Source organism: Streptococcus parasanguinis (genome assembly GCF_001073155.1).
Lineage (GTDB): Bacteria > Bacillota > Bacilli > Lactobacillales > Streptococcaceae > Streptococcus > Streptococcus parasanguinis_D.
In genome coordinates this window covers 1-12,259 of record NZ_JVEE01000054.1, presented here as the reverse complement: position 1 = coordinate 12,259, position 12,259 = coordinate 1, and the positions used below count along the sequence as shown (strand labels likewise).

General features: G+C 44.7%; 8 protein-coding genes, 11 tRNA genes and 3 rRNA genes. 3 read left to right on the top strand and 19 right to left on the bottom strand.

The window, feature by feature from the left end; translation table 11 throughout:
• Nucleotides 1-79 precede the first annotated feature (79 nt).
• The 5 genes from ADH92_RS10065 to rlmD all read right to left on the bottom strand — a co-directional run bounded on the left by ADH92_RS10065 (nucleotide 80) and on the right by rlmD (nucleotide 3,829).
• Nucleotides 80-427, bottom strand: a complete 348-nt coding sequence (locus ADH92_RS10065; protein ID WP_049498321.1) for a helix-hairpin-helix domain-containing protein — start codon at nucleotides 425-427, stop codon at nucleotides 80-82.
• Nucleotides 428-607: 180 nt separating this feature from the next.
• On the bottom strand, nucleotides 608-862 hold the full coding sequence (locus ADH92_RS10060; RefSeq protein WP_013903179.1) for a DUF1912 family protein: 255 nt from the start codon (nucleotides 860-862) through the stop codon (nucleotides 608-610).
• Nucleotides 863-864: 2 nt separating this feature from the next.
• Nucleotides 865-2,211, bottom strand: a complete 1,347-nt coding sequence (locus ADH92_RS10055) for a DUF438 domain-containing protein (protein WP_049474396.1) — start codon at nucleotides 2,209-2,211, stop codon at nucleotides 865-867.
• Nucleotides 2,208-2,444 carry a DUF1858 domain-containing protein gene (locus ADH92_RS10050; RefSeq protein ID WP_049474395.1) on the bottom strand — a complete coding sequence of 79 codons (237 nt, stop codon included), beginning with the start codon at nucleotides 2,442-2,444 and terminating at the stop codon, nucleotides 2,208-2,210. The genes ADH92_RS10055 and ADH92_RS10050 overlap by 4 nt, the downstream gene beginning before the upstream one ends.
• A 32-nt stretch (nucleotides 2,445-2,476) precedes the next feature.
• On the bottom strand, nucleotides 2,477-3,829 hold the full coding sequence (rlmD, locus tag ADH92_RS10045; protein ID WP_049474394.1) for a 23S rRNA (uracil(1939)-C(5))-methyltransferase RlmD: 1,353 nt from the start codon (nucleotides 3,827-3,829) through the stop codon (nucleotides 2,477-2,479).
• A 55-nt stretch (nucleotides 3,830-3,884) separates the two neighbouring features.
• Here rlmD and ADH92_RS10040 point away from each other — a divergent pair, with 55 nt between their 5' ends.
• The 3 genes from ADH92_RS10040 (at nucleotide 3,885) to ntdP (ending at nucleotide 6,097) form a co-directional block, all read left to right on the top strand.
• Nucleotides 3,885-4,661: an aminoglycoside 3'-phosphotransferase gene (locus ADH92_RS10040; RefSeq protein ID WP_049498318.1), complete on the top strand. Its 777-nt coding sequence runs from the start codon at nucleotides 3,885-3,887 to the stop codon at nucleotides 4,659-4,661.
• Between the two features lie 10 nt (nucleotides 4,662-4,671).
• Nucleotides 4,672-5,454 carry a recombination regulator RecX gene (recX, locus tag ADH92_RS10035; protein WP_049498316.1) on the top strand — a complete coding sequence of 261 codons (783 nt, stop codon included), beginning with the start codon at nucleotides 4,672-4,674 and terminating at the stop codon, nucleotides 5,452-5,454.
• A gap of 109 nt (nucleotides 5,455-5,563) precedes the next feature.
• Nucleotides 5,564-6,097 (top strand): nucleoside tri-diphosphate phosphatase, encoded by a 534-nt coding sequence (gene ntdP, locus ADH92_RS10030; protein WP_003005798.1) that lies wholly within the window; start codon nucleotides 5,564-5,566, stop codon nucleotides 6,095-6,097.
• A gap of 97 nt (nucleotides 6,098-6,194) precedes the next feature.
• On the opposite strand, the gene ADH92_RS10025 is transcribed toward ntdP, so the two are convergent.
• The 14 genes from ADH92_RS10025 to ADH92_RS09960 form a co-directional block, all read right to left on the bottom strand.
• Nucleotides 6,195-6,268: transfer RNA gene (locus ADH92_RS10025), tRNA-Pro, on the bottom strand.
• A gap of 19 nt (nucleotides 6,269-6,287) precedes the next feature.
• A tRNA-Arg gene (locus ADH92_RS10020) sits at nucleotides 6,288-6,361 on the bottom strand.
• A 36-nt stretch (nucleotides 6,362-6,397) separates the two neighbouring features.
• Nucleotides 6,398-6,471 (bottom strand) — tRNA-Arg (locus tag ADH92_RS10015).
• Nucleotides 6,472-6,490: 19 nt separating this feature from the next.
• Nucleotides 6,491-6,576 (bottom strand) — tRNA-Leu (locus tag ADH92_RS10010).
• Nucleotides 6,577-6,583: 7 nt separating this feature from the next.
• Nucleotides 6,584-6,655 (bottom strand) — tRNA-Gly (locus tag ADH92_RS10005).
• A gap of 23 nt (nucleotides 6,656-6,678) precedes the next feature.
• A tRNA-Thr gene (locus ADH92_RS10000) sits at nucleotides 6,679-6,751 on the bottom strand.
• A gap of 17 nt (nucleotides 6,752-6,768) precedes the next feature.
• Nucleotides 6,769-6,850 (bottom strand) — tRNA-Leu (locus tag ADH92_RS09995).
• A 6-nt stretch (nucleotides 6,851-6,856) separates the two neighbouring features.
• A tRNA-Lys gene (locus ADH92_RS09990) sits at nucleotides 6,857-6,929 on the bottom strand.
• Between the two features lie 24 nt (nucleotides 6,930-6,953).
• Nucleotides 6,954-7,026, bottom strand: a tRNA-Asp gene (locus tag ADH92_RS09985).
• 2 nt (nucleotides 7,027-7,028) lie between these two features.
• Nucleotides 7,029-7,101 (bottom strand) — tRNA-Val (locus ADH92_RS09980).
• A gap of 131 nt (nucleotides 7,102-7,232) precedes the next feature.
• Nucleotides 7,233-7,348 (bottom strand): 5S ribosomal RNA (rrf, locus tag ADH92_RS09975).
• A gap of 79 nt (nucleotides 7,349-7,427) precedes the next feature.
• Nucleotides 7,428-10,327, bottom strand: a 23S ribosomal RNA gene (locus tag ADH92_RS09970).
• Between the two features lie 123 nt (nucleotides 10,328-10,450).
• Nucleotides 10,451-10,523 (bottom strand) — tRNA-Ala (locus tag ADH92_RS09965).
• A 53-nt stretch (nucleotides 10,524-10,576) separates the two neighbouring features.
• Nucleotides 10,577-12,124 (bottom strand): 16S ribosomal RNA (locus ADH92_RS09960).
• The 16S, 23S and 5S rRNA genes sit together here with 11 tRNA genes alongside, the layout of an rRNA operon.
• Nucleotides 12,125-12,259 lie beyond the last annotated feature (135 nt).

Sequence of the window (12,259 nt, the reverse complement as noted above, 5' to 3'; positions counted from 1 at the left end):
AAAATGTGGGATTCAAAACACCTCTAATAGGTTCATTTTAGCAAGTTTTCCTGGAAATAGCAAGAAATCACAAAAGCGATTATTTAAATTTAACGCCGAGTTCTTTCAATTTCTTGATTGTAGCTGGGCCGATTCCTTTAAGGGCCAACAACTCTTTTTCTGTCCAGTTTGCGAAGTCCGCAACAGAGCGAATACCTTCATCATAGAATGTTTGCGCACGATCAAGTGCCACACCTTCCAAACTTGCAGCAAATTCTTCCACTGAAGAAGCCGCATGTTTCACTTCTTTCGCCACTGCTTTTGTAGCTTTCTCAACCTTTTTAGGTGCTTCTTTCACAGCTGCAGTTACAGTTGCGACAGCTTTTTTCAAAAGATGTCTATTTTGATGTTTGTATTGTTTCGCACGGTTTACGTTCTTCTTTGCCATTTTTCCTCCTAAATTCAGTGATCAATTCCTAAGGCAACAAGGTTTCATCACCATAATTCCATTCAAAAATCCGTTGATGTCATTTCAACTTTTTTATTGTATCACAATCCCCTAAAAAATCAAGTCATTGCACAATTTTCAGGTGAATCTAGCTAGTAAAACGCCTTCAATAAGGCCATTTTAATATTTTCTTTCACCAAAGAGGCCATCTGGTAAATCATGAAATCCTTTTCCAGCATGGAAATTTTCAAACTTTCCTTGCAAGAACTGATAAGCATCTAAACGGCTTTCATAGCGAATCATGGCTATTTTAGCTCGTTCGTCCTGGTCTTCATCAAAAACCTTTTTACTTTCTTCGAGAGCCATTTCATTGATCATAACTTGGGTCTTGATCCACTCCTCAAACTCCTTCATAAACTCTGTTTCGTAACTCATCTTTATTCCATTCCTCTATAAAAATCCGTATCGATCTCCCGATAAGGTTGAATGTCCTGAACATATTCCAAGACGCCTTGAAAGTCTCCCGCTTCATCACGCACTGCTGCATAGGTGACATGGACAAATTTCCCACGCGATTCTGATTTGAACCACATTTCATACTTGTCTTTTTTCCCTTCACGAAGCCCCTGCATGATGGCTTTGACCTTCTCCAAATATTTCGGTGGGTGACACAGCTCAACATTGCGTCCTACCTGCGATGGCGTCCTCTTAAAAATCATTTCCTCAAAAGGCGCAGCATCATTGTAATATTGGAAAATTTCATCCTTATTGACAAAGGTGATCTCCATTGGTAACTGGTTCAAGATTAAATTCGCTTGCTCCACCGATAAAAATCCATGACCAAAAGCTTGTGGCTGCTTGCGATCGAAGCTCTCTTCTTTTTTCTTAGGCGTGAAGGTAATCGTCAATTGTCCCTCAGGAGTCTCAATGACCTGACGGTGCTCATCTCCTTTTGAAGAAGGAAGCGGTTCAGTTGAACTCTCTGACTCTCTTGCTCCTTCTTCCTTGAAGTCCACACGTTTCGGCACCCATTTCTCACTTGAGAGAATAATGGCATAACCATAAGCATCACTTTCTTCTGCAATGGAGAGCCAGTCATCCTGGGTAAAGGACTCCAGCAAAATCATCAAGAGGATCGACTCTTCCTTGAAGATCATGCCCTCAAACTCTTGTGCAAAGGCTTCAAAGCGTTCCTTGACTTCAGAAATACTAGAATCCGGTAATTTCTTTGCCGCATCCAAAGTTTTAGCAAAGAGTTCCCGAATCTGGTCATCTACTCCCCACATCACTTTTGGTGGGGAATCATGACCATATTTTTCCATAATCGGAAACATCAACTCTTCCTTACGACGGTAATGCCGGTCAAATTGACCCACCAAGCCCAGCTGACGTAACAAGCCCTTATGAATCTCCTGAATCATCTCAGGATCCTCAGTCGTCTCATAATTGTCTAGCAAGCGACGTACCCGCATCATAGCGGCTCGAAGGGCTAAGTTCTCCTGTTTAAAGATTTGAACAGGATGCCCTGGGTGGTCAGTATCTGCTACTTCGACCCCTTGAACCGCATTCTTAAAGAGATTGGCATGGACATCACAAAGCTCCATAACATCTTCAAAAGTAACCCCTGCATCGGAGTTCATCAGTTCATGCTCCATGAGAGAGATCTCAATCGCAGAAACCCCTGCAAAGGTCGCATCAAAGCGCTCTTGGACCGACTCAGGAGAGGCTCCATGATGCAGGTCTAATAAGATATCTCTCAAGACATGAATTCGTTCATCACTCATTGGTCTAGCCCCACTACTTCATAGCCATTAGCTTCTAGCGTTTGTACAATCTTCTCCATGGGGGTACCTTCTAAATTTGATCCTTGTTTCAAGGAAACCTTGCGCCCAACTGTATTACGCATGATGGGGTTGGCTAAAGGTTTAAAGCCCAACTCCACCAACAAGTCCAATACTTCCGGATGTTGATCAATGACTTGAGCCACTGGAATCGATACATCAATAACATTGTCCATTTTCCTATTTCCTTTACTCATTTCGTTCATTTTCACTTCTTCACTAACTTCACGACAGCCTCTGTCCTTGCCGTATGTGGAAACATGTCCACTGATTGAATGTATTCAACCCGATAGACCTTTGTCAAAGCTACCAAATCTCTTGACAAAGTCGATACATTACAAGAGACATAGACCATCTTGTCAGGTGCATAGTGCAATAAGGTCTCGATCAATTTCGCCCCTAAACCCGTACGGGGTGGATCCACAATGACTGCATCTGCTCGATAGCCTTCTTTGTACCAACGGGGAATAATTTCCTCAGCCGTCCCAGCTTCATAGTGGGTATTATCAAATCCCATCCGTTTAGCATTGTATTTGGCATCTTCAATCGCTTCAGGAATGATATCCATCCCCCGAACACTTTTCACTCTATTAGCAAAAGCAAACCCAATCGTTCCAACCCCACAGTAGGCATCAATTAGATGATCCTCTGGCGATACATCCAAAGCCTTGACCGCTTCACTATACAAGACTTCAGTCTGCTCCGGATTCAGTTGATAAAAGGCTCGAGGAGAGAGGGAGAATTCATAATCCAAAACGCCTTCAAGAATAGCCTCTTCACCCCAAATAATCTGTGTTTGTTCACCATAGATTTCACTGGAGCGAGACGTATTTTTATTAACAGCAACGGTGACAATCTCAGGGTGTTTCTTAACCAAGTCTTCCACTAAATCCTTTAAATTAATCTGCCGACTGGTGACCACAATTATCTGAACCTGACCAGACTTCCGAGCTCGTCGAACCATCATAGTTCTGACACCCAGTTCTTTACGCTCATCAGCAATTGGAATCTGATAGTAAGTCAATAAATCCGCAAAATCATTGGCAATCGCTTGAATAACCTGATCTTGAACCAAACAATCTTTTAATTCTACCAAATAATGTGAATTTTGAGCATAGAGACCCGCCTTGACCTGGCCTTTAAATTTCCTTGTTTGAAATTGCAATTTGGCCCGATAGTAAAGAGGCTCCTGCATTCCGATTGTTGGCCGAATGTCATACTGTTCAAAGCCTTCAGGTGAGAACTTTTTCAAGGCTTGTTGCAATAAATCTGTTTTAAACTCCAGCTGCTTGTCATACTTCAAATGCATGATTTGACAGCCCCCACAGGTCTCATAGATATCACACATGGGTGTCACCCGATACTTAGACGCTTTATTCACAGATAAGAGTTTGGCTTCCGCAAAATTTTTCTTGACACTTGTAATTTGGCAGAAGATATCTTCACCCTTGAGGGCTCCTGGAACAAAAACAAGGGTTTTCTGGAAAAATCCGATACCTTCCCCGTTTATCCCCATACGCTTGATTTTTAATGGAATTTTTTGTTTGACTTTAAGACTCATAAGTCTATTATACCACGTAGTTTCTCAATGGTTAAGAATATGTTACAATAAAACCATGAATACAAAGACATCTCATTTCTCCCCATTGGATTTTCCTGAGCAATTACGAACTTATATAGAGGGAGCAACTCTTTCTGATAGCTCTTCTCATTCAGGCGCAAGGGTTCTCTATCTTGATTCAGGTTACTACTTGAAAATAGATCAAAAGGGAAGATTAGAGCGAGAAGCTAGCATTGCAAGGTGGTTTGAAACCAAAGGACTGGGAACTCCAGTTATCGAATATCTATCTAAAGATAAAGACTACCTCCTGACTAAAGAGGCTATTGGCCATGATGCTCTCGCTTTTTTAGACCAGCCAGAAAAAATCTGCCGTACCATGGCAGAGGCTCTTAAAAAGCTTCACAGCTTAAATCCGAAAAATTTTCCATCAGATAATCATTTACAAGCCTATAAAGAAAGAGCCTTGAAAAACTATGAAAAAGGTGAGTTCTATGCCAAGGCGCTCCTACCCCAATTCCAAATCAACAGTCGCGAAGAGGCCTTCCAACTCATCCAAGAACATGGGCACCTTTTAAAGACAGATGCCTTTATTCACGGGGATGCCTGTCTACCGAACTTTATTCTAAAAGATGCTGACCAATTCTCTTGCTTTATTGATCTTGGTTTGGCTGATTTCAGTGACCGGCATATCGACCTCTTTTGGGCAGTTTGGTCCCTCAACTATAACCTACAAGATCCTAAATACGCTGAACTATTTCTTGACTATTATGGAAGAGATCAGGTCGATATACATAAACTTCGACTCGTTGCTGCCTTTGAAGCGTTTGGATAAAAGAAAAAATATGAAAATTACAAAACTAGAAAAGAAAAAAAGACTCTACCTCCTGGAATTAGACAATGATCAAAAACTTTATATTACAGAAGACACCATCGTCAAATATTTCCTTTCCAAAGATAAAGAAATCAGTGAAGAAGAATTAAAAGAAATCCAAGAGTTTGCTCAATACTCCTATGGTAAAAACCTGGCCCTTTACCATCTTTCTTTTAAAGCTCGGACAACAAAAGAAGTCCGAGACTACCTAACAAAATATGAAATTGATAGTAGCATTATTGATAAAGTGGTCCAACACCTAAAAGAAGACAAGTGGTTAGATGATCGTCAATATGCAAGAAACCTGATAGAAGCCAACCTTCTCAGTGGCGATAAAGGACCTGCCTTATTACAACAAAAAATTCAACAAAAAGGGATCCCAAAATCTCTCCTACAAGAAATACTTGTAGACTATGATTTCTCAGAAGTGATCGACCGTACCGCAATAAAACTCCTAAAAAAATACCAAGGAAAATATCCGTTAAAAGCCATTGAAACTAAGATTATCCAAGCACTCATTTCAAAAGGCTTTGCGTACAACCAAGCTCAAATAGCTTTACAAAATCTCGAACTCGAAACAGATGAAGAAACAACACATGAGCTCATTCTAAAAGAGTTAGAAAAACAATACCGTAAATACAGTAAAAAATATGAAGGCTATGACCTCAAACAACGCTTGACTCAGGCACTAGCCAGAAAAGGCTACGATTATACTGACATAACATCAGCTATCAGAGACTTCTTAGATGAATAATTCATTCTCCAGTGTTCAAATTGAAAATATCATAGAAAAATAAGAAAAAATTTTAAAAAATATGTTACAATATAGAGGATATACTTAGATTGTAGAAAGTTGGTAAGTTATGAAACTACCTAAAGAAGGCGACTTTATTACAATTCAAAGTTATAAACATGATGGCAGTTTACACCGAACATGGCGTGACACCATGGTATTAAAGATAACCGAAAATGCAATTATTGGAGTAAATGATCATACACTTGTGACTGAAAGTGATGGTAGACGTTGGATTACACGTGAACCAGCGATCGTATATTTCCATAAAAAATATTGGTTTAACATCATCGCCATGATCCGTGACAATGGTGTGTCTTACTACTGTAACCTAGCAAGTCCTTTTCACATTGACCAAGAAGCCTTAAAATATATCGACTATGATCTCGATGTCAAAGTCTTTACCAATGGTGAAAAAAAATTGTTAGATGTTGAAGAATACGAGCAGCATAAAGAAAAAATGCACTATTCAGATGACATCGACTTTATTTTAAAGGAAAATGTTAAGGTTCTAGTAGATTGGATAAACCAAAACAAAGGTCCTTTTTCTGAGGAATATATCAAAATTTGGTATAACCGTTATGTTGAACTGCGAAATAAATAAAGTTGAAAAGAGCGAAAGCTCTTTTTTCTTATAAATTAATAAAAAAATAACTACAAAAAAAGTCTAATGTCAACCATTAGACTTTTTCGATACACTATCGGGAAGACAGGATTCGAACCTGCGACACCTTGGTCCCAAACCAAGTACTCTACCAAGCTGAGCTACTTCCCGATCTAAAGCTTACGCTTTATGCACCCTAGAGGAGTCGAACCTCTAACCGCCTGATTCGTAGTCAGGTACTCTATCCAGTTGAGCTAAGGGTGCTCGTTCCTATTCAATTATTACATAGCCTTGCGACCATGCACCCTAGAGGAGTCGAACCTCTAACCGCCTGATTCGTAGTCAGGTACTCTATCCAGTTGAGCTAAGGGTGCTTCTTTCAACCTTTGTCTATGCCGAGGACCGGAATCGAACCGGTACGATCGTTACCAATCGCAGGATTTTAAGTCCTGTGCGTCTGCCAGTTCCGCCACCCCGGCCTCCTCAAGCGAACGACGGGATTCGAACCCGCGACCCCCACCTTGGCAAGGTGGTGTTCTACCACTGAACTACGTTCGCATTGCTTTCTTTATATAAAAAAATGCCGGCTACATGACTTGAACACGCGACCCTCTGATTACAAATCAGATGCTCTACCAACTGAGCTAAGCCGGCTCATTATTATTCTCTTATGCGGGTTAAGGGACTTGAACCCCCACGCCGTAAAGCGCCAGATCCTAAATCTGGTGCGTCTGCCAATTCCGCCAAACCCGCAAAATATGACCCGTACTGGGCTCGAACCAGTGACCCATTGATTAAAAGTCAATTGCTCTACCAACTGAGCTAACGAGTCTTAAAATAATTTTCATTATCTTAACGGTCCCGACGGGAATCGAACCCGCGATCTTCGCCGTGACAGGGCGACGTGATAACCGCTACACTACGGGACCTATGGGAGTTAACGGGATCGAACCGCTGACCCTCTGCTTGTAAGGCAGATGCTCTCCCAGCTGAGCTAAACTCCCAAATGGTCGTTTAACTCACTGGATCCCTGTCGTGCACTGACTTACGTCAGTTTCGACAAAGTCGAACTTGCGTTCTCCTTAGCTGAGCTAAACTCCCAAATGAGCCTAGTATCTACTAGGCTCAATCTCTTGCTAAGCGACTACCTTATCTCACAGGGGGCAACCCCCAACTACTTCCGGCGTTCTAGGGCTTAACTGCTGTGTTCGGCATGGGTACAGGTGTATCTCCTAGGCTATCGTCACTTAACTCTGAATGATTAAACATTCAAAATTGAACATCTATATTCTAACAAGTTAACCTTTCGTTGTCAATATCTTCTGACTCTTTGGATAAGTCCTCGAGCTATTAGTATTAGTCCGCTCCATTGCTCACACAACTTCCACTCCTAACCTATCTACCTGATCTTCTCTCAGGGCTCTTACTGATATATAATCATGGGAAATCTCATCTTGAGGTGGGTTTCACACTTAGATGCTTTCAGCGTTTATCCCTTCCCTACATAGCTACCCAGCGATGCCTCTGGCGAGACAACTGGTACACCAGCGGTAAGTCCACTCTGGTCCTCTCGTACTAGGAGCAGATCCTCTCAAATTTCCTACGCCCGCGACGGATAGGGACCGAACTGTCTCACGACGTTCTGAACCCAGCTCGCGTGCCGCTTTAATGGGCGAACAGCCCAACCCTTGGGACCGACTACAGCCCCAGGATGCGACGAGCCGACATCGAGGTGCCAAACCTCCCCGTCGATGTGAACTCTTGGGGGAGATAAGCCTGTTATCCCCAGGGTAGCTTTTATCCGTTGAGCGATGGCCCTTCCATACGGAACCACCGGATCACTAAGCCCGACTTTCGTCCCTGCTCGAGTTGTAGCTCTCGCAGTCAAGCTCCCTTATACCTTTACACTCTGCGAATGATTTCCAACCATTCTGAGGGAACCTTTGGGCGCCTCCGTTACCTTTTAGGAGGCGACCGCCCCAGTCAAACTGCCCGTCAGACACTGTCTCCGTAGATGATGAACCTACCGGGTTAGAGTGGCCATAACACAAGGGTAGTATCCCAACAACGCCTCCATCGAAACTGGCGTCCCGATCTCTATGGCTCCTACCTATCCTGTACATGTGGCACAGACACTCAATATCAAACTGCAGTAAAGCTCCATGGGGTCTTTCCGTCCTGTCGCGGGTAACCTGCATCTTCACAGGTACTAAAATTTCACCGAGTCTCTCGTTGAGACAGTGCCCAAATCATTACGCCTTTCGTGCGGGTCGGAACTTACCCGACAAGGAATTTCGCTACCTTAGGACCGTTATAGTTACGGCCGCCGTTTACTGGGGCTTCAATTCATACCTTCGCTTACGCTAAGCACTCCTCTTAACCTTCCAGCACCGGGCAGGCGTCACCCCCTATACATCATCTTACGATTTAGCAGAGAGCTGTGTTTTTGATAAACAGTTGCTTGGGCCTATTCACTGCGGCTGACTGAAAGCCAGCACCCCTTCTCCCGAAGTTACGGGGTCATTTTGCCGAGTTCCTTAACGAGAGTTCTCTCGCTCACCTGAGGCTACTCGCCTCGACTACCTGTGTCGGTTTGCGGTACGGGTAGAGTATGATTAACGCTAGAAGCTTTTCTTGGCAGTGTGACGTCACTAACTTCGCTACTAAACTTCGCTCCCCATCACAGCTCAATGTTATAGAATTAAGCATTTAACTCAATTCACACCTCACTGCTTAGACGTGCACTTCCAGTCGCACGCTTTAGTTAGCCTACTGCGTCCCTCCTTCACTACATACTCTAGTACAGGAATATCAACCTGTTGTCCATCGGATACACCTTTCGGTCTCTCCTTAGGTCCCGACTAACCCAGGGCGGACGAGCCTTCCCCTGGAAACCTTAGTCTTACGGTGGACAGGATTCTCACCTGTCTTTCGCTACTCATACCGGCATTCTCACTTCTATGCGTTCCAGCGCTCCTCACGGTACACCTTCTCCACACATAGAACGCTCTCCTACCATACCTATAAAGGTATCCACAGCTTCGGTAAATTGTTTTAGCCCCGGTACATTTTCGGCGCAGGGTCACTCGACTAGTGAGCTATTACGCACTCTTTGAATGAATAGCTGCTTCTAAGCTAACATCCTAGTTGTCTGTGCAACCCCACATCCTTTTCCACTTAACAATTATTTTGGGACCTTAGCTGGTGGTCTGGGCTGTTTCCCTTTCGACTACGGATCTTAGCACTCGCAGTCTGACTGCCGACCATAATTCATTGGCATTCGGAGTTTATCTGAGATTGGTAATCCGGGATGGACCCCTCACCCAAACAGTGCTCTACCTCCAAGAATCTTAATGTCGACGCTAGCCCTAAAGCTATTTCGGAGAGAACCAGCTATCTCCAAGTTCGTTTGGAATTTCTCCGCTACCCACAAGTCATCCAAGCACTTTTCAACGTGCCCTGGTTCGGTCCTCCAGTGAGTTTTACCTCACCTTCAACCTGCTCATGGGTAGGTCACATGGTTTCGGGTCTACGACATAATACTATTCCGCCCTATTCAGACTCGGTTTCCCTACGGCTCCGTCTCTTCAACTTAACCTCGCATCATATCGTAACTCGCCGGTTCATTCTACAAAAGGCACGCTCTCACCCATTAACGGGCTCGAACTTGTTGTAGGCACACGGTTTCAGGTTCTATTTCACTCCCCTCCCGGGGTGCTTTTCACCTTTCCCTCACGGTACTGGTTCACTATCGGTCACTAGAGAGTATTTAGGGTTGGGAGATGGTCCTCCCAGATTCCGACGGGATTTCTCGTGTCCCGCCGTACTCAGGATACTGCTAGGTATAAAGACTATTTCGAATACGAGGCTCTTACTCTCTTTGGCTGACCTTCCCATGTCATTCTTCTATAATCTTTAAGTCCACATTGCAGTCCTACAACCCCGAAGAGTAAACTCTTCGGTTTGCCCTCCTGCCGTTTCGCTCGCCGCTACTCAGGCAATCGCTTTTGCTTTCTCTTCCTGCAGCTACTTAGATGTTTCAGTTCACTGCGTCTTCCTCTACCTATCCTTAACAGATAGGAGTACTAGCCATTAGCTAGTGGGTTCCCCCATTCGGACATCTCTGGATCGTCGCTTACTTACAGCTCCCCAAAGCATTTCGTCGTTTGTCACGTCCTTCTTCGGCTTCTAGTGCCAAGGCATCCACCGTGCGCCCTTATTAACTTAACCTTATTTTTGGTCTTGCGACCTAAACTCTTTAAATATTTACAGCGTTTCGGTTTATTTTCTTGTTACTATTTGATATAGATATTCAATTTTCAATGTTCAATCTTAACACCCTTACAGTGTTAATGGAGCCTAGCGGGATCGAACCGCTGACCTCCTGCGTGCAAAGCAGGCGCTCTCCCAGCTGAGCTAAGGCCCCACAAGACCTCTCAAAACTAAACAAGACCAACGTACAGGTTTCCATTTCCTTAGAAAGGAGGTGATCCAGCCGCACCTTCCGATACGGCTACCTTGTTACGACTTCACCCCAATCATCTATCCCACCTTAGGCGGCTGGCTCCTTACGGTTACCTCACCGACTTCGGGTGTTACAAACTCTCGTGGTGTGACGGGCGGTGTGTACAAGGCCCGGGAACGTATTCACCGCGGCGTGCTGATCCGCGATTACTAGCGATTCCGACTTCATGTAGGCGAGTTGCAGCCTACAATCCGAACTGAGACTGGCTTTAAGAGATTAGCTTGCCGTCACCGACTCGCGACTCGTTGTACCAGCCATTGTAGCACGTGTGTAGCCCAGGTCATAAGGGGCATGATGATTTGACGTCATCCCCACCTTCCTCCGGTTTATTACCGGCAGTCTCGCTAGAGTGCCCAACTCAATGATGGCAACTAACAATAGGGGTTGCGCTCGTTGCGGGACTTAACCCAACATCTCACGACACGAGCTGACGACAACCATGCACCACCTGTCACCTCTGTCCCGAAGGAAAACTCTATCTCTAGAGCGGTCAGAGGGATGTCAAGACCTGGTAAGGTTCTTCGCGTTGCTTCGAATTAAACCACATGCTCCACCGCTTGTGCGGGCCCCCGTCAATTCCTTTGAGTTTCAACCTTGCGGTCGTACTCCCCAGGCGGAGTGCTTAATGCGTTAGCTGCGGCACTGAGTCCCGGAAAGGACCCAACACCTAGCACTCATCGTTTACGGCGTGGACTACCAGGGTATCTAATCCTGTTTGCTCCCCACGCTTTCGAGCCTCAGCGTCAGTTACAGACCAGAGAGCCGCTTTCGCCACCGGTGTTCCTCCATATATCTACGCATTTCACCGCTACACATGGAATTCCACTCTCCCCTTCTGCACTCAAGTTAAACAGTTTCCAAAGCGTACTATGGTTAAGCCACAGCCTTTAACTTCAGACTTATCTAACCGCCTGCGCTCGCTTTACGCCCAATAAATCCGGATAACGCTCGGGACCTACGTATTACCGCGGCTGCTGGCACGTAGTTAGCCGTCCCTTTCTGGTAAGTTACCGTCACAGTGTGAACTTTCCACTCTCACACTCGTTCTTCTCTTACAACAGAGCTTTACGATCCGAAAACCTTCTTCACTCACGCGGCGTTGCTCGGTCAGGGTTGCCCCCATTGCCGAAGATTCCCTACTGCTGCCTCCCGTAGGAGTCTGGGCCGTGTCTCAGTCCCAGTGTGGCCGATCACCCTCTCAGGTCGGCTATGTATCGTCGCCTTGGTGAGCCGTTACCTCACCAACTAGCTAATACAACGCAGGTCCATCTCTTAGTGATGCAATTGCACCTTTCAAATCAACATCATGCAATGTCGACTTTTATGCGGTATTAGCTATCGTTTCCAATAGTTATCCCCCGCTAAGAGGCAGGTTACCTACGCGTTACTCACCCGTTCGCAACTCTTCCGCTCGGTGCAAGCACCAAGCTTCAGCGTTCTACTTGCATGTATTAGGCACGCCGCCAGCGTTCATCCTGAGCCAGGATCAAACTCTCATTAAAATAATTGTTTGTCTTAAACTCATTCTGTCACTGACAGATTTATTGTTTTTTTATTGTTCAGTTACTATAACCTTAGTTATAGCGCCCTGCACATTGGTTCGTCTTGTTCAGTTTTCAAAGGTCTTTGTCGCTCTC

Bases quoted from the DNA above. Each gene is read 5' to 3' on its own strand.
- ADH92_RS10065 (WP_049498321.1), bottom strand. From the start codon at position 427: ATGGCAAAGAAGAACGTAAACCGTGCGAAACAATACAAACATCAAAAT.
- ADH92_RS10060 (WP_013903179.1), bottom strand. From the start codon at position 862: ATGAGTTACGAAACAGAGTTTATGAAGGAGTTTGAGGAGTGGATCAAG.
- ADH92_RS10055 (WP_049474396.1), bottom strand. From the start codon at position 2,211: ATGAGTGATGAACGAATTCATGTCTTGAGAGATATCTTATTAGACCTG.
- ADH92_RS10050 (WP_049474395.1), bottom strand. From the start codon at position 2,444: ATGGACAATGTTATTGATGTATCGATTCCAGTGGCTCAAGTCATTGAT.
- rlmD (WP_049474394.1), bottom strand. From the start codon at position 3,829: ATGAGTCTTAAAGTCAAACAAAAAATTCCATTAAAAATCAAGCGTATG.
- ADH92_RS10040 (WP_049498318.1), top strand. From the start codon at position 3,885: ATGAATACAAAGACATCTCATTTCTCCCCATTGGATTTTCCTGAGCAA.
- recX (WP_049498316.1), top strand. From the start codon at position 4,672: ATGAAAATTACAAAACTAGAAAAGAAAAAAAGACTCTACCTCCTGGAA.
- ntdP (WP_003005798.1), top strand. From the start codon at position 5,564: ATGAAACTACCTAAAGAAGGCGACTTTATTACAATTCAAAGTTATAAA.